15 protein-coding genes and 3 pseudogenes are annotated in these 14,437 nt (G+C 65.5%); 6 read left to right on the top strand and 12 right to left on the bottom strand.

Translation table 11 applies throughout. The features are described 5' to 3' along the window. The first annotated feature begins 14 nt into the window (after positions 1 to 14). Both H9L12_RS05670 and H9L12_RS05665 read left to right on the top strand, forming a co-directional pair. On the top strand, positions 15 to 1,517 hold the full coding sequence (locus H9L12_RS05670; RefSeq protein ID WP_187543177.1) for an AMP-binding protein: 1,503 nt from the start codon (positions 15 to 17) through the stop codon (positions 1,515 to 1,517). After that, entirely contained in the window at positions 1,514 to 2,743 is a 1,230-nt protein-coding gene (locus H9L12_RS05665) for a pyridoxal-dependent decarboxylase, exosortase A system-associated (protein ID WP_187542976.1), read from the top strand. The genes H9L12_RS05670 and H9L12_RS05665 overlap by 4 nt, the downstream gene beginning before the upstream one ends. Here the strand turns inward: H9L12_RS05665 and truA are convergent. Both truA and fmt read right to left on the bottom strand, forming a co-directional pair. Then, complete coding sequence (gene truA / locus H9L12_RS05660; RefSeq protein ID WP_187542975.1) at positions 2,740 to 3,480, bottom strand: tRNA pseudouridine(38-40) synthase TruA; 741 nt, start codon at positions 3,478 to 3,480, stop codon at positions 2,740 to 2,742. The genes H9L12_RS05665 and truA overlap by 4 nt on opposite strands. Further along, positions 3,477 to 4,379 carry a methionyl-tRNA formyltransferase gene (gene fmt, locus H9L12_RS05655; RefSeq protein WP_187542974.1) on the bottom strand — a complete coding sequence of 301 codons (903 nt, stop codon included), beginning with the start codon at positions 4,377 to 4,379 and terminating at the stop codon, positions 3,477 to 3,479. The genes truA and fmt overlap by 4 nt, the downstream gene beginning before the upstream one ends. Before the next feature lie 58 nt (positions 4,380 to 4,437). Between fmt and recR the strand changes: the two genes are divergently transcribed. After that, positions 4,438 to 5,034 (top strand): recombination mediator RecR, encoded by a 597-nt coding sequence (gene recR, locus H9L12_RS05650; protein ID WP_187543176.1) that lies wholly within the window; start codon positions 4,438 to 4,440, stop codon positions 5,032 to 5,034. 31 nt (positions 5,035 to 5,065) lie between these two features. Next, on the top strand, positions 5,066 to 5,614 hold the full coding sequence (gene def, locus H9L12_RS05645) for a peptide deformylase (RefSeq protein WP_187542973.1): 549 nt from the start codon (positions 5,066 to 5,068) through the stop codon (positions 5,612 to 5,614). On the opposite strand, the gene H9L12_RS13480 is transcribed toward def, so the two are convergent. Together H9L12_RS13480 and H9L12_RS05635 are read right to left on the bottom strand one after the other, a co-directional pair. Next, positions 5,611 to 5,766, bottom strand: a complete 156-nt coding sequence (locus H9L12_RS13480; RefSeq protein ID WP_246450652.1) for a VOC family protein — start codon at positions 5,764 to 5,766, stop codon at positions 5,611 to 5,613. The two genes, def and H9L12_RS13480, sit on opposite strands and share 4 nt — an antisense overlap. After that, a complete protein-coding gene (locus tag H9L12_RS05635) occupies positions 5,766 to 6,155 on the bottom strand; it encodes a four-helix bundle copper-binding protein (RefSeq protein ID WP_187542972.1) in 390 nt (129 codons plus the stop codon). Before H9L12_RS05635 ends, H9L12_RS13480 begins: the two co-directional genes overlap by 1 nt. Positions 6,156 to 6,327: 172 nt before the next feature. Here H9L12_RS05635 and H9L12_RS05630 point away from each other — a divergent pair, with 172 nt between their 5' ends. Next, positions 6,328 to 6,810, top strand: a complete 483-nt coding sequence (locus H9L12_RS05630) for a hypothetical protein (RefSeq protein WP_246450650.1) — start codon at positions 6,328 to 6,330, stop codon at positions 6,808 to 6,810. 33 nt (positions 6,811 to 6,843) lie between these two features. Beyond that, positions 6,844 to 8,228 (top strand): annotated as a pseudogene (locus tag H9L12_RS05625) (DNA recombination protein RmuC). 108 nt (positions 8,229 to 8,336) lie between these two features. Here H9L12_RS05625 and H9L12_RS05620 read toward each other — a convergent pair. From H9L12_RS05620 to H9L12_RS05585, 8 genes and pseudogenes are all read right to left on the bottom strand, one after another. Next, positions 8,337 to 9,176, bottom strand: a complete 840-nt coding sequence (locus H9L12_RS05620; protein WP_187542970.1) for an META domain-containing protein — start codon at positions 9,174 to 9,176, stop codon at positions 8,337 to 8,339. A gap of 24 nt (positions 9,177 to 9,200) precedes the next feature. Then, positions 9,201 to 10,003: pseudogene (locus H9L12_RS05615) on the bottom strand (TrmH family RNA methyltransferase). Further along, positions 10,003 to 10,275 carry an HPr family phosphocarrier protein gene (locus H9L12_RS05610; protein ID WP_187542969.1) on the bottom strand — a complete coding sequence of 91 codons (273 nt, stop codon included), beginning with the start codon at positions 10,273 to 10,275 and terminating at the stop codon, positions 10,003 to 10,005. The pseudogene H9L12_RS05615 and the gene H9L12_RS05610 overlap by 1 nt, the downstream one beginning before the upstream one ends. Then, positions 10,272 to 10,679, bottom strand: coding sequence for a PTS sugar transporter subunit IIA (locus tag H9L12_RS05605; protein ID WP_187542968.1), 408 nt, complete (start codon positions 10,677 to 10,679; stop codon positions 10,272 to 10,274). The genes H9L12_RS05610 and H9L12_RS05605 overlap by 4 nt, the downstream gene beginning before the upstream one ends. Positions 10,680 to 10,695: 16 nt before the next feature. Beyond that, the gene (gene rapZ, locus H9L12_RS05600; protein WP_187542967.1) at positions 10,696 to 11,625 is read right to left on the bottom strand and encodes an RNase adapter RapZ; all 930 of its coding nucleotides are present in this window, start codon (positions 11,623 to 11,625) and stop codon (positions 10,696 to 10,698) included. Further along, complete coding sequence (locus tag H9L12_RS05595) at positions 11,625 to 12,062, bottom strand: HPr kinase/phosphorylase (RefSeq protein ID WP_187542966.1); 438 nt, start codon at positions 12,060 to 12,062, stop codon at positions 11,625 to 11,627. Before H9L12_RS05595 ends, rapZ begins: the two co-directional genes overlap by 1 nt. Beyond that, a pseudogene (locus H9L12_RS05590) lies at positions 12,059 to 13,631 on the bottom strand (sensor histidine kinase). Before H9L12_RS05590 ends, H9L12_RS05595 begins: the two are co-directional and overlap by 4 nt. Next, the gene (locus tag H9L12_RS05585; RefSeq protein WP_187542965.1) at positions 13,600 to 14,325 is read right to left on the bottom strand and encodes a response regulator transcription factor; all 726 of its coding nucleotides are present in this window, start codon (positions 14,323 to 14,325) and stop codon (positions 13,600 to 13,602) included. Before H9L12_RS05585 ends, H9L12_RS05590 begins: the two are co-directional and overlap by 32 nt. Positions 14,326 to 14,437: the final 112 nt, after the last annotated feature.

Here is a 14,437-nt window from a genome sequence, read left to right as displayed (position 1 = left end):
GGGGCTAGTCCGGCCTGGTGAGCGACCCCGATCCGACGCCCTTTCCGCTCGATCACCTCGCCCGGCGTGGCCGCAGCGACGATGTTGCGCTTGTCGCGGGCGGAGAGACACTGTCCTACGCCGACCTCGACGAGCGGGTCGGGCGTGTTGCCGATGCCCTCATCGCTCACGGGTTAAGGGTGGGGGACCGCGTCGCGACCTGGATGGGCAAGACCGCTCTTGCCTGCGTCATGCCACTTGCCGCCGCCCGCGCCGGCTTGATTCACGTCCCGATCAATCCATTGCTGAAGCGGATGCAGGCGGCCCATATTCTTGCCGACAGCGGGGCGCGACTGCTTGTCGCGAATGCGGCGCGGCTGGAAACGCTCACCGGGGAGGAGCGAGGCGACGCCGTGGCAGTCGCGCTGGAAGACTGGCGAGACGGTGACACCGCGGTCGGCCTTTCGGGCCACCTTCCCGACGTGCTGGCCGCACTGCTCTACACTTCGGGTTCTACCGGCAGACCGAAGGGCGTGATGCTGAGCCACGCCAACCTGTGGCTCGGTGCGATTTCGGTGGCGCACTATCTTGGCCTGTCGAGCCCGGACCGGACGCTGGCCGTGCTCCCGCTCGCCTTCGACTATGGCCAGAACCAGTTGCTGTCGTCGTGGGCGGCCGGCGCGAGCGTGATCAGCTTCGACTATCTTCTTGCGAACGATGTCAAAAAGGCGATCCGGCGTCATGACGTCACCGTCCTCGCCGGGGTTCCGCCGCTGTGGCAGCAGTTGGCTGCGCTCGACTGGTCGGACGGGGCGGGGGGCAGCCTTCGAACGCTGACCAATAGCGGCGGGCATTTGCCGGAACCGGTGGTCCGCCGGTTGCGCGCGCTGTTCCCGAACGCCAACCTCCATCTCATGTACGGCCTGACCGAAGCGTTCCGATCCGCAAGCCTTAATCCAGCGCTAGTCGACGCGCATCCCGACAGCGTCGGCGTCTCCATCCCCTTCGCCGAATTGATGATCGTACGCCCCGACGGAAGCGAAGCGGAGCCGGGCCAGGAAGGCGAGCTGGTTCATGCCGGACCGCTGGTCGCCCACGGCTACTGGCGCGACGCCGCGAAGACTGCAGAGCGCTACCGCCCGGCGCCCTCCTTCAGCCGGTATGGCGGCACGGCTGTCTGGTCCGGAGATACGATGGTCAAGGGGACGGACGGACTCCTCCGCTTTCGCGGCCGCGATGACGCGATGATCAAGGTGAGCGGTAACCGTCTGAGTCCGAACGAGATTGAAGAACTGGCGATGGCAAGCGACGCGGTTCGCGAGGTGGCGGCTTTCGGCATTTCCGACGAAGCGCTGGGACAGGTGGTGGCTCTGGCCGCCGTGGCCGCGACCGATGACGCTGAGGATAGGCTTCGCGCCTGGTTCGCGGCCAATGCACCCGCGTTCATGATGCCCAGGCGGATCCTGTGGCGCGACGCGCTTCCGACCGGCGCGACCGGCAAGCTCGACCGGGTTGCGCTCAAGGCGTTGCTGTCATGAAACCGATGGGACCGATCCCGGATGGCTTCGTTCCCGGTCCGCACGGCGGCTTGACGATTTCTGGCGAGCCTGCCGTTGGCCTCTTCGACCGCAGCGGCGGCACGCCTTTGTTTGTTTACGACCGCAGCCTCATCGGTCGAAAGATCGCCCAATTCCGCGCCGTCATGCCGGATAACGTCGCTCTGCATTATGCAGTAAAGGCAAACCCTTACGCCCCACTGCTTGAGTGGCTTGTCAGCTATGTCGACGGGTTCGACCTCGCGTCGAGCGGCGAGTTGGCGACACTGGAGCGGGCCGGTGGGCTTGTGCTGCCGGTCAGCTTCGCCGGTCCGGGCAAGCGCGATACCGAACTGACGCAGGCGATCGAGAGGGGTGTCACGATCCACCTGGAAAGTGAGGGGGAAGCGGACCGGGCCCTGGCCATCGCCGACCGCCTGGGGATCACGCCCAAACTCGCGGTCAGGGTCAATCCGCCTTTTGCGCTGAAGGGCGCAGGCATGAAGATGGGCGGGCTCGCCAGCCCGTTCGGGGTCGATGCCGATCGGGTCCCTGCACTGGTCTGTCACCTGATTGACGCCGGTGCCAACTGGCGCGGGCTCCACGTCTATGCCGGTAGCCAGCTCCTACATGCCGAACCGCTGATCGAGACACAGCGTTTGACCGTCGAGTTGGCCGCCCGGATCGCAACGGAGGTCGGTCGGGAGCCGCCCGAGCTAAACCTCGGTGGCGGCTTCGGCATCCCCTACGCGTCGACCGACATTGCGCTGGACGTCGACCGCGTCGGTCAGGCGCTCGGCGAGACCTTGCGCGCCGCGCCCGACATCCTTTCAAGCACGCGCTACGCGATCGAACTGGGACGCTGGCTCGTGGGCGAAGCGGGCGTCTACCTCACTCGAGTGATCGACGTGAAGGACAGTGGCGGGCGGCGATTCGCCATCACCGACGGCGGCCTGCAGCACATGCTCGCCGCGACGGGTAATTTCGGGCAGCTCCTTCGCCGCAACTACCCGATCGCCAACGCGGCCAAATTTGGCGAGGAGTCGTCTCAAGAAGTCACCGTAACAGGTTGTCTTTGCACCCCGCTGGACTTGCTGGGCGACGAGGTGATGCTCCCGCCGGTCGGCGTTGGCGACATCATCGCCATCTTTTGCGCCGGTGCCTACGGCCTCAGCGCAAGCCCCCAAAACTTCCTTAGCCAGCCCGTCGCCCGCGAGTTGCTGCTCTAGGGGTAGATCGCCTCGACGAAGTAAAGGCCGTGCGGCGGAGCGTTGAAGCCGAGAGCGGCGCGGTCGCGGGCCTCCAGCGCCGCCTTCACGTCAGCGGGCTTCCACTGGCCGCGCCCGACCAACGCCAGGCACCCGACCATCGAGCGCACCTGATGGTGCAGGAAGCTGCGCGCCGCCGCGCGAACGTGGATTTCCTCGCCGACCTGCTCCACCCTCAGGCTGTCGAGCGTCTTCACCGGGCTGTCTGACTGGCAATGCACCGACCGGAAGGTCGTGAAGTCGTGAATTCCGACGAGATGCGTGGCGCTTTCGGCCATCGCGTCTGAGTCCACCGTCTGGGCAATGTGCCACACCCGTCCCGCGTCCAGAGCCGGCGGCGCGCGCCGGTTGAGGATTCGGTAGAGATAGCGCCGGCCGACGCACGAAAAGCGCGCATGCCAGTCGTCGGCGACCGGCTCGACCGCCGTCACGGCCACCGGATCGGGTCGCACCAGCGCGTTGATCCCTTCGCGCAGGCGGTGCGGGGTGACGTCACGATCGATGTCGACATGGGCCGTCATGGCCAGCGCGTGCACACCGGCGTCGGTCCGGCCGGCCGCATGCACCGCGACCGTCTCGCCCGTCATTCGGCCGATCGCTTGCTCCAGCGCCTCTTGCACCGACGGGCCATGGTCCTGACGCTGCCAGCCCATGAAGGGGCCGCCGTCGAATTCGACCGTGAGCCGCCAGCGGGTCATGCCAGCCGCGTGCCCTTCGGCACCGCAAAGCCGCGCAGCAGCTCATTCAGCGGCATCGCGCTTTTACCCGACCGCTGCAAAGTCAGCGGCCGGAGCGCGCCGTTGCCGGTCGCCACCGTCAATCGGTCGTCGATGACTTCACCCGGGGTGCCGCACCCAGCGGAGACCTCTGCGCGGAGCAGCTTGATCCGCTCCCCGCCAACCTCGAACCAAGCGCCAGGGAAGGGGGCCAGTCCCTGCACATGGCGCACCAATTCCACCGCCGGCCGCGACCAGTGGATTCGCGCCTCGTCCTTGCTGATCTTCGAGGCATAGGTAACGCCCTCCGCAGGCTGAGCGATCGGAGTATGCCGCGGCAAGTCGTCGAGCACCTCGACCATCAACGCGGCGCCCAATTCGGCCAGCTTCTGCGTGAGTTCGGAAGCATTGCTGCCATCAATCGGCAGACCGCGTTTCAGCAGCATCGGCCCGGTATCGAGCCCGGCCTCCATCTGCATGATCGTGACCCCAGTCTCCTCATCGCCGGCCATGATCGCCCGCTGCACCGGCGCCGCCCCGCGCCAGCGCGGCAGGAGTGAGGCATGGACGTTGAGGCATCCCAGGCGCGGCGCGTCGAGCACCGCTTGCGGCAGAATCAGGCCATACGCCGCAACCACCGCAACATCGGCGTCCAGCGCCGCAAAGGCGTCCTGCTCCTCTGTTCCCTTGAGCGACCGCGGGCTCCGCACCTCGATCCCCAAATCTCGAGCCCGAATCTCGACCGCCGTCGGCCGATCCGCCTTGCCCCGTCCCGCTGGACGCGGCGGCTGGGTGTAGACGCAGATGACGTCATGACGCCGCGCCAGTGCATCCAGCGTCGGCACCGCAAAGTCCGGCGAACCCATGAAGATCACTCGCATCGACGCCGCCTATGGCGCGGCTTGCGTCGCGGGCCAAGCGCCCTATGTCGTTCTCGCAATGTCCTCGCACCAGATCGACACGCTGACCCAGGCGCTCGCGCGGCTTCCCGGCCTTGGCCCGCGCTCGGCGCGGCGCGCGGTCCTGCACCTGATGAAGAAGCGACAGTCGACGCTCGATCCACTACTCGCCGCGCTTCAGGCGGTGGCCGAAAACCTGTCGACCTGTTCGAGCTGCGGCAATGTCGATACGTCGGATCCCTGCGCCATCTGCACCGATACGCGCCGTGACGACCGCCTGCTATGCGTCGTGGAAGAGGTCGCCGATCTGTGGGCGCTTGATCGTTCGCGACTCTTTCCCGGCCGGTTCCATGTCCTTGGCGGGCGATTGTCGGCGCTGGAAGGCGTTCGCCCCGAGGATCTCGCGATCGACTCGCTCATCGCCCGCGTCGCTGCCGGCGGCATCGACGAGGTGGTTCTGGCGATGAATGCGACCCTCGAGGGCCAGACCACGGCCCATTACCTCGCCGAGCGCCTCGAAACCTTCCCGGTACGACTGACCCAGCTCGCCCACGGCCTCCCGGTCGGCGGCGAACTCGACTATCTCGATGAGGGCACGCTCAGCCAGGCCTTGCGCCTGCGCCGACCGGTCGCTTGAACCCACTCGATTGAAAGACTAAATCGCCGCCATGGCCCTTTTGCGCATCCTCGAAACGCCCGACCCCGTCCTCCGCCAGATCTCGACCCCGGTTGAAAAGGTCGACGACGAGCTTCGGACGCTGATCGAGGACATGTTCGAAACGATGTACGACGCGCCGGGCATTGGCCTTGCCGCGGTGCAGGTCGGCGTTCCCAAACGCTTGTTGGTGATGGACCTGCAGGAACCCGAAAATCCCGACGATCCGGAAAGCCCGCCTGTTAAGGAGCCGCGGGTGTTCATCAATCCGGAGATCCTGTCGCACAGCGATCATGATGTGCCCTACACCGAAGGCTGCCTGTCGGTGCCCGACCAATATGCCGAAGTGATGCGCCCGGACCGGATCCGCGCCCGCTGGCTCGACGAACAGGGGGAAAGCCATGAGGAGGACCTCGACGGCCTTCTCGCGGTCTGCCTCCAGCACGAAATGGATCACCTCGAAGGGGTGTTGTTCATCGATCATTTGTCGAAGCTGAAGCGCGACATGGTGCTGAAAAAGCTCGCCAAGACCCGCAAGGAGCGGGGCCTGCGCGCCGCCTAGGCGCTGAACGTCACCCACCCGTCGTCGCTAATCGCCCACGCGGGTTGTAGGCGATCTACCGGCCGCCAGCCGAAGCCGTCGGCGTAGAACCGCCGTGACGCGGCGAGTTCCGCCACGCCCAGCGTCACCACCGACAACTGCTGCTGCGTCATTAACTCAGCGATGCGACCGCGTTCCGACAATCGGCAGCGCATTCGCGGCAGATCTGCGCACAAAGCTTGCAATGCTCATGGTCGTGGCGCTCGCACTCGGCGGCGCACTGTTCGCACATCCGGGCGCAAAGCTCGAGCAGTTCGCGAAGCATCGGCTGGTCGTCGCCGGTACGGCGGAGGCCGAGCCGCGACGTCGCTTCGCAGATATCGCTGCAGTCGAGGCACAGCCGGATGCACTGGGTCATGTCCATGTCTTCGGCCATGCATGCGTCGGCACAGCTCAGGCACATCTTCGAACAGTACATCAGGTGGTGGACGGCATCGCCCAGCGCCTGGTTGACGTGCGCCTTCGATGCCGGGTGAAGCGAAATCATTTTGCGAATGGACATGGATTCTCCCTCTCTCGCCTCCCTTAGCGAAACAGCAGCCTAGCGGTTCCGACGACCGCTCGCCATTGCGCTGCGCCCGGCCAGGGTTACGGTCGCCGGGATGGCCCGCGACGGATCCGACCTTTGCCTGAATTGCGGACTGTGCTGCCGTGGAGTTCTCCACGGACACGGCGTGGTCCGCGACGATGAAGTCGGCCGGCTTCGCGAGCGCGGGCTTGATGTTTTCGAATCCAATGGCCGCGTGAGCTTCGGGTTGCCGTGCCCGCGGCTGGGTGCCGACCTGGCGTGCGAAGTATATGCCGACCGTCCCGACGCCTGCGCCCGCTACCGGTGCGGCATGCTCGACGAGTATCTCGACGGTGTCATCGACCTGGAGCAGAGCGCAGCGCGGCTCGCGGAGGTCGAGCGGTTGCTGGCGAACGTTCGCGCCGTGACCGATTCCGCCATGACGATCGCCGGCGTGCGCCAGCGCTGGCGTCGCGGCCTCGCGGACTATCTGAGCGGCGATCCGGCGACGGCGGCGGAAGAGCAGGCCGCTTTCCTGCACATCACGGCCCTGTGCCGCTATCTAGACCGGTACATCCTGTCGCCGCTTGAACAAAGCATCATGCGCGACCTCGATCACTCGCTTGAGCCGACCCCGGATCCATCGTAGGTTCGCATTTCGTTCCGTTCGTTGGAGGGCCCGTTGGACGCCACCCTGATTGTCGTTTCCGTTGTCGCGTTGCTGCTTGGCGCGCTGATCGGCTGGTTGTTCGCATCGCGCGGACAGGCCGAGGGTAAGGGTGTGCTGGATGCCCTCCGTCTCCAGCTCGACGGCGTTCGCGAGGAGCGCGACCAGAACGCCCGTACGATCGAAACGCTGCGCGCCGAGAATGGCGAACTCGCCAACCGCCACGCCGCCTTCGCCGCGGCGCAGGAAGAGCGCGAGCGGGCGTTCGAAGAGCGATTGGCCGAACTGGTCGCCGCCAAGGAAGCGCTCGGCGCGCAATTCGCGGAAGTCGGCGGCAAGCTGCTCGAAAATGCCCAGAAGCAATTCCTGGAGCGGGCCGACCAGCGCTTTCGTGAATCAGAGGCGACTTCGGGCCATCAGCTCAAGGCGCTGCTCCAACCCGTGCATGAACGGCTCCAGAAGTACGAGGAAACGGTCAACCGGGTCGAAGGCGAGCGCAAGGATGCCTTCGGTCTGCTCACCGGCCACATCGAAGCCATGAAGAGCGGCACGGAACGCGTGTCGGCCGAAGCGGCGAAGCTGGTCAACGCACTCCGCAATGCCCGAAGGCGCGGGGACGGTGGGGCGAGCAGCAGCTCCGCAACGTTCTGGAAAGCTGCGGGCTCAGCGAACATGCGGATTTTGCGACCGAAGTCAGCCGGTCGGACGAGGATGGCGGGCGGATCCGGCCCGACGTCATCGTTCGGGTGCCAGGCGGACAGAGCCTCGTCATCGACGCCAAGGTGTCGTTGAACGCCTATCAGGATGCGTTCGGCGCTGTGGACGAGGGCGAGCGTTCTACCCACCTCGCGCTCCACGCGGCAGCGATCAAGAACCACGTCAATGCTCTCGGCACGAAGGCCTATTGGGCGCAGTTCGACGATGCTCCCGACTACGTCGTCATGTTCATCCCCGGCGAACATTTCCTGTCCGCCGCCCTCGAACAGGATTCCACCCTTTGGGACTATGCTTTCGACAAGCGGGTCCTGCTCGCGACGCCAACGAACCTTATCGCCATCGCCCGAACTGTCGCTGCAGTGTGGCGGCAGGAACGGCTTGCCAAGGAGGCGCGGCAGATCGGTGAACTCGGCAAGGAACTGTACGACCGCTTGGCCAAGGCAGCGTCCGACCTGCGCAAAGTCGGAAGCGGACTGACCAGCGCGGTCAATAACTACAACAGCTTCGTGTCGTCTTTTGAGAGCCGTTCGCTGGTCACCGCACGCAAGTTGCGCGACCTCAACATCGAACCAAGTGCACGCGAAATCGAGGCCGTGGCACCTGTCGAGGCGCTTGCCCGCTATGGTGAGGAACCGGCCCTCCGCCTGGCCGCGTCCGCAGACACGGAGGACGACGCGGCCTGACATTTTCCTGTCGCCGCTACATCCTCACTATGGGCGCGGCATCCTCGAATCGTTCTCGACGTCATGGCTCCGGCCGGATTGACGGTCCTCTCCATGAAATTTGTAAACCTAATGGACGCGCTGAAGCTCGATCGTGCCGCGCGCGTTGCTGAGGATCATCCGCTCCGGGTTCGACAGGTTGACGGTCAGCGGAGCGGCCAGGATCCGGCCGGCCTTGGTCTCGAACCCCATGTCGGCGCACGCCATCTTGGTCCCGATCAGCGGGCCGAAGGTAAGCTTGTCGCCGTTCACGCGATAGGTGCCGCCCATGCCGTTGCAGCCAAACTTCGCTGACAGGCGATCGGGCAGGAAGTTCATGTAATAACCGGTATTGGGCACCCGGATATTGTCGATCGACAGCACGCGCCAATTGGTTTCGGCCAGCGAACCGATCGATCCGCCCGGGAGGATGGGCGGGGGCGCATTGTCCGGGCCCTGCCAACCGCCTTCGCCGCGATTGTAGAAATCGATTGGCGCGCCGCACCCGCGATACAGGCGGCCATCGGCTCGCACCTCGACACGGTCGGGGTAGGTGCGGTCGCTCATTCCGTCACTGCATTGCTGCCCGCGAATGATGTTAACATTCAGCCGCGGGGTGTCGTAGATTTCGCCGGCAGCGCCGACGATCCTCTGCGGCTTGGGCTGCACGACCTTGAACTGGCCGTAGTCACCGTCGAAGCGAAGCTCGCGGTCCGTAATGTCCAGCGTCCACCCCGGTTCGGTGCCGATGGCGCGGTATGGCGCCTCATAGCTCGGCGACGGGAAGGGGTCCGGTCCTGGATAGGGCTGGCCCGGATAGGGGCCGGGACCCGGATAAGGCTGACCCGGATAGCCGTAGGAGTCATTAGGATAGGTCTGGCACGCTGCGAGACCCAGGGCGAGCGGCACAAGCGCGAGGATCGTTTTCATACCGCAACAAACTCCCTTGGGGGGTCAGCGGTTCCGCCAGGTACCACGGATATGGAATGCCATCACCGCCGCCGCGACCGCTGCATTGAGGCTGTCGGCCCGTCCCATCATCGGCATTTTGACGAGCAGGTCGCACTCGGCCTCATACTCGGGGGTAATCCCTGGCTTTCGTTACCGATCAGCAGAAAGCAGGGCTGGCCATACTCGACCGCCATATAGTCGTTGTCGGTGTTGAGGCTCGTTCCGACCAACTGCCCCGGACCACCGCGCAGCCAGGGCAGGAACTCATCCCATCTGGCTGTCGCCACCGACTGGGTGAAAATCGCACCCATCGACGCCCGCACCGACTCGACCGAAAATGGGTCGGCGCTGTCGTCGAGCAGGATCAGGCCGCCGGCCGCGGTCGCGTCGCCGGTGCGCAGGATCGTGCCGATGTTGCCGGGATCGCGCAGCGACTGGGCGGCCAGCCAAAGCGGCGACGTCGTTCGGTCGATCGCAGCCAGCGACGTGTCGGGCTGGCGGAACGCTCCCAGAATCGCCTGCGGATTATCCTTGCCGCTCATCTTCGAAAGGATGTCCGGGCTTGTCTCGATGACGTCAGCGCCGGCCGCTTCGGCGGCGTCAATAATCTCGCCAGCGAGAGGATGAACGCCGTTGGCAGCCGAAAATGCGATGATCTCCGGCAAGCGGCCGCTGTCCCGCGCTTCGGCCAGGATGCGAAGGCCTTCGGACAGGAACAGGCCTTCCTCGCGCCGCGCCTTCTTGTCGCGCAGCGAGCGGATACGTTTGACCGTCTCGTTGGAAAAGCTGGTGATCGTCCGGGGCATCAATCTTCCCCGAAACGGCCCTCGACCAGTTCGGCAAGCTGCGCCATGGCGTCATCGCACCCGTCGCCGCTGCAGTGGATGGTGATGGTATCGCCGATCGCGGCGCCGAGCATCATCAACCCCATGATCGAGGTGCCGCAGACGCGGTTGCCGTCCTTTTCGACCTCGACCTGGGCGGGGAGGGAAGCGGCGAGGTTGACGAACTTGGCGCTAGCCCGCGCGTGGAGGCCACGCCGGTTGGTGATTTCCAGCGTTCGCGACGTTCCGCTCAAGCGGCGGCCTCGCCAAGGATTTCGGACGCGACCGAGATATATTTCCGGCCGGCTTCGCGGGCGGCGGCGACCGCGGCGCGAACGCCCATCGCCTTGCGAGCGCCTTCGAGGCGGATCAGCATCGGCAGGTTGACGCCGGCGATGACCTCTACGGTCTCGCTCTTCATCAAGCTGATGGCGAGGTTCGACGGCGTGCCGCCGAACAGGTCGGTCAGGATGATGACTCCGCCGCCCTGGTCGCAGCGCTGTATAGCGTCGGCGATATCCTTGCGCCGCGCTTCCATATCGTCGTCGGGGCCGATGCAGATGCCTTCAATGGCTTCCTGCGGTCCCACGACATGTTCCATGGCGGTGATGAACTCGACCGCGAGGCGGCCATGGGTCACCAGCACTAATCCGATCATTCAATCACCCGCATCTTCAAATGCCAGCGCCACCCGCGTATCCGGTAGCGCGCGCCATGTCGTCTTCGATCGTGTCGCTGGGAGGCGAAGCAAGGTCACGGTGACGGATATTCACCGGAAACCCCGCGGCGCGCAACCGTGCGGCCATGTCGACCGCAGCAGCCACCGAGCGATGCCGTCCTCCCGTGCAGCCGAACGCAACTGCCAGGTAAGGTTTGCCGGCGGCCCAATAGCGGGGAATGAGGTCGGTTAATAGGCCTTCGATGCGGTCCATCGTCGCAGCGAAGGACGGGTCCTTGCGGATGTGTTCCTGCACTGCGGGATCCTCGCCCGTCAGCGGGCGCAACGAGTCGATCCAGTGCGGATTGTCGAGGAAACGCATGTCGAACATCAGGTCGGCGGTGCGCGACACGCCGCGCGAAAAGCCGAACGAGGCGATGGTGATGACCGGCTGACGCGAATCGCCGCCATAGCGCCGCACCAATTCGTCGCGCAGCTCGGCGGGGGTCAGGTCGGTCGTGTCGAGCAGGCTGTCCGCGATCTGGCGAAGCGGCGCCGTCAAAGCCCGTTCGCGGGCAATGCCGTCTTCCGCCGGGCGATCCTCGGCGAGCGGATGTTTGCGGCGGGTCTCGTCGTAGCGCCGAACGAGTTCGACGCCCGAACAGTCGAGGTAAAGGATTTCGGGGACGACGCCCTCGACCGACTTGAGCAGGTCCGGCAGTTTATCCGGGTCGAAACCCCGGCTGCGGACATCCATGCCGACCGCCACCGGCGCGACGCGGTCGTCGGATTGCTCGCCATGCACGAAGTCGTGGAGCAGGGCGGTCGGCAGGTTGTCGACGCAGTCCCAGCCCATATCTTCCAGCGCGTCGAGCACGCTCGACTTGCCGGCGCCGGACATGCCGGTGACGAGCAGCAGGCGCGGCAGGCTCCGCGCCGGATCCATCAGAACTTGGTGCCGAGGCGGTCTAGCGCCAGCGCGACCTTAGAGGCCGCGGACGCGGTCATCGCGTCAACACTGATCAGCGGAACGCCGATTCCCAGCACCGGCCGCTCCCGGCTGTCGTCGGGCAGGCGCATGATTTCGCTGGTCAGGTCGACGATCAGCGAGACGGGCACGTCCTGTACCGTTTCCATTTCGACGATTCCGACGCCGCGGATCTCCAGCTTGCCCTTGATCGTGGCGGGCGCGGAAGCGACGAGGCGCGTCCCGTCCTTGCGGACGATCGTCTGGTCGTCGCTGACCAGGATGAAGCCGCGGTCGAGCAGGCGAAGCGCAAGGTCGGACTTGCCGGCACCGGACGGGCCTGTGATGAGGACGGCGCGACCTTCGTTCGCAACCGTCGAGGCATGTATCGTTTCCGAACTGAGGCGCGCGTTCATTGCGGATCCGCCGCCGGCAGGCTGATGGTAAAGCGGGCGCCCGATGGCGCGTCGTCGCGGTCTGTCACGTCAATCTCCCCGTCATGCCCCTCGACAATCGCGCGCGAGATGGCAAGTCCCAACCCGGAATGGCGGCCGAACCCTTCGGCTTCCGGCCTTACTGAATGGAACCGGTTAAAAATCGCCTCCCGCAATTCGGCGGGAACGCCGGGTCCTTCGTCGTCGATTCGGATTTTGACCTGGTCGCCGACGTGACTCACCGCGACCTCGACGAGCCCCCCGGGGTGAGAAGCTGATCGCGTTGTCGATGATGTTGTCGACCGCCCGCGCAAGGCGCGACGGGACGCCGAGCACCTGGGTGCTGCCCTTGCGGGGGCGGGCGAAGGCGATTCGCACATCGCCCGTTGTTCGACGCGCCTCGAACGCCTTGACCAGCGGCGCAATCAGTTCGCCCATGTCGACCGGTTCGAAGCGCGCGCGGGCCAGTTCGGCATCGGTTCGCGCCGCCTCGCTGATATCGCCGATCAGGCGGTCGAGGCGAAGGACATCCTGACGGACGACGTCGAGCAGTTGCTTGCGAAGCTCCGGTTGTTCGACCCGATCGAGGCTGTCGACAGCGCTTCGAAGCGAGGCCAGCGGGTTCTTGAGCTCGTGTGTGACGTCGGCGGCGAAGGCCTCGATCTTGTCGATGCGATGGCGAAGCGACTGGCTCATGTCGCTAACCGCGCGGGCCAGCGTCCCGATTTCGTCGCGGCGGGACGGCAGGCGCGGAACTCGGACTTCTCGCGCCCGTCCGAGGCGAACGCGATGGGCGGCAAGGGCGATCCGCCGCAGCGGCTTGACGATCGTCCGGGCGAGGAACAGAGACAGCAGCACCGCGAGCAGGGTGGTGAGAAGGATCGCGCCCACCAGCGCGCGCCGCTGGCTTCGTACAGTCAGCGTGAAGTTGCGATCGTTGGTGGTGACGAACAGGCTGGACCCGTCGGGCAACGGCGCCGCGGCTGAATAGATCGGCGTCAGGTCGGGCGCCTGCCGTTCGAAGGGTGCGACCTTGTTGGCGCGGTGTGCGGCTTCGATCTCTGGCCAAGCTGACGCGATGTCGCGCGCCGGCTCGACATAATCCTGGATCGGTGACGCGCCGACCAGCCGGTTGAAGGCGCGGTCGGTGGCTCTTGCCAGGTCCTTTCGCCAGGGTTCGATGGCAGGGTCGCGAAGTCGATAGGTCGGGGTGACGCCTTCCCAGCTGTCTTCCTGAAGCGCACCGTCGGGACCGTAGAGGCGGAAGCGGGCCTTGGTGTCCTTGCCCACCCGCCGAAGCAGGCTTTGCCGGGTCTCGCCGTCGAGCGAGGGGAGGGTGCGCTCCAGCATCAAGGTCTGTGCGACCAACCGCGTAATCCTCTCCGACCGCAATTGTTCGCGATAGGCGTCGAGGTAGAGGACGGAGAGGGCAAAGACGGCAAGCGTCAGGACGTTCACCGCCAGGATGCGGTGGGTCAGCGTCCATCGGCCCGACCAGGCGAGCGCGAGGTCCGCCTCGTCATTCTTCTCCGAAACGGTATCCGACGCCATAGAGGGTTTCGATCGCTTCGAACCGGTCATCGACGGCGCGGAACTTGCGGCGGATTCGCTTGATATGGCTGTCGATCGTGCGGTCGTCGACATAAACGTCGTCCTGGTAAGCGATGTCGAGAAGCTGGTTGCGTGATTTCACGACGCCGGGCCGCTGCGCAAGCGCCTCGAGGATCAAGAATTCGGTGACGGTCAGCACGACATCGCGGCCGTCCCATGACACCTTATGCCGCGCCGGATCCATGACCAAGCGGCCGCGCTCGATAAGGGCGACGGGCTCGGCACCGTCATTCCCTCCGGTAGCGCCGCCGCGAGCCAGTGCCTGGCGACGGAGGATCGCGCGGATACGGGCGATCAGCAGCCGCTGCGAAAAGGGCTTGGCGATGTAGTCGTCTGCGCCCATCGCCAGCCCCAGCGCCTCGTCGAGTTCGTCGTCCTTTGACGTGAGGAAGATGACCGGCATCGCCCCCAGCGCGCCGCCCGTTTCGCGCAGCCGTCGGAGCAGCTCCATCCCGTCCATCTGCGGCATCTTGATGTCGAACACGCCAAGGTCGGGAACATTGTCGGTGAAGGCGCGGAGCGCCGTTGCGCCGTCGGTGTAGACGCGGGTGATGAACCCCTCGGCCTGAAGGGCAATCGATACCGACGTCAGGATATTGCGGTCGTCGTCGACCAGCGCGATCACTTGGCTCATCGACGGGTTTCCATCACGCCGGCCTGATTAGGATGCGGCCCGCTTCGGCACAATGGCCTAGATGGCGCTTTGACCGGTTTCGGGCCGCTGTGTATAGGCTCGCCGCATACGT

Origin of the sequence: Sphingomonas rhizophila (genome assembly GCF_014396585.1) — a bacterium.
Taxonomy (GTDB): domain Bacteria; phylum Pseudomonadota; class Alphaproteobacteria; order Sphingomonadales; family Sphingomonadaceae; genus Sphingomicrobium; species Sphingomicrobium rhizophilum.
The sequence above is the reverse complement of the archived record's forward strand: the minus strand, read 5'-3'. Positions and strand labels throughout refer to the sequence as shown.

Coding starts and splice junctions, on each gene's coding strand:
- H9L12_RS05665 (WP_187542976.1), top strand. CDS start 1,514: ATGAAACCGATGGGACCGATCCCGGATGGCTTCGTTCCCGGTCCGCAC.
- truA (WP_187542975.1), bottom strand. CDS start 3,480: ATGACCCGCTGGCGGCTCACGGTCGAATTCGACGGCGGCCCCTTCATG.
- fmt (WP_187542974.1), bottom strand. CDS start 4,379: ATGCGAGTGATCTTCATGGGTTCGCCGGACTTTGCGGTGCCGACGCTG.
- recR (WP_187543176.1), top strand. CDS start 4,438: ATGTCCTCGCACCAGATCGACACGCTGACCCAGGCGCTCGCGCGGCTT.
- def (WP_187542973.1), top strand. CDS start 5,066: ATGGCCCTTTTGCGCATCCTCGAAACGCCCGACCCCGTCCTCCGCCAG.
- H9L12_RS13480 (WP_246450652.1), bottom strand. CDS start 5,766: ATGACGCAGCAGCAGTTGTCGGTGGTGACGCTGGGCGTGGCGGAACTC.
- H9L12_RS05635 (WP_187542972.1), bottom strand. CDS start 6,155: ATGTCCATTCGCAAAATGATTTCGCTTCACCCGGCATCGAAGGCGCAC.
- H9L12_RS05620 (WP_187542970.1), bottom strand. CDS start 9,176: ATGAAAACGATCCTCGCGCTTGTGCCGCTCGCCCTGGGTCTCGCAGCG.
- H9L12_RS05605 (WP_187542968.1), bottom strand. CDS start 10,679: ATGATCGGATTAGTGCTGGTGACCCATGGCCGCCTCGCGGTCGAGTTC.
- rapZ (WP_187542967.1), bottom strand. CDS start 11,625: ATGGATCCGGCGCGGAGCCTGCCGCGCCTGCTGCTCGTCACCGGCATG.
- H9L12_RS05595 (WP_187542966.1), bottom strand. CDS start 12,062: ATGAACGCGCGCCTCAGTTCGGAAACGATACATGCCTCGACGGTTGCG.
- H9L12_RS05585 (WP_187542965.1), bottom strand. CDS start 14,325: ATGAGCCAAGTGATCGCGCTGGTCGACGACGACCGCAATATCCTGACG.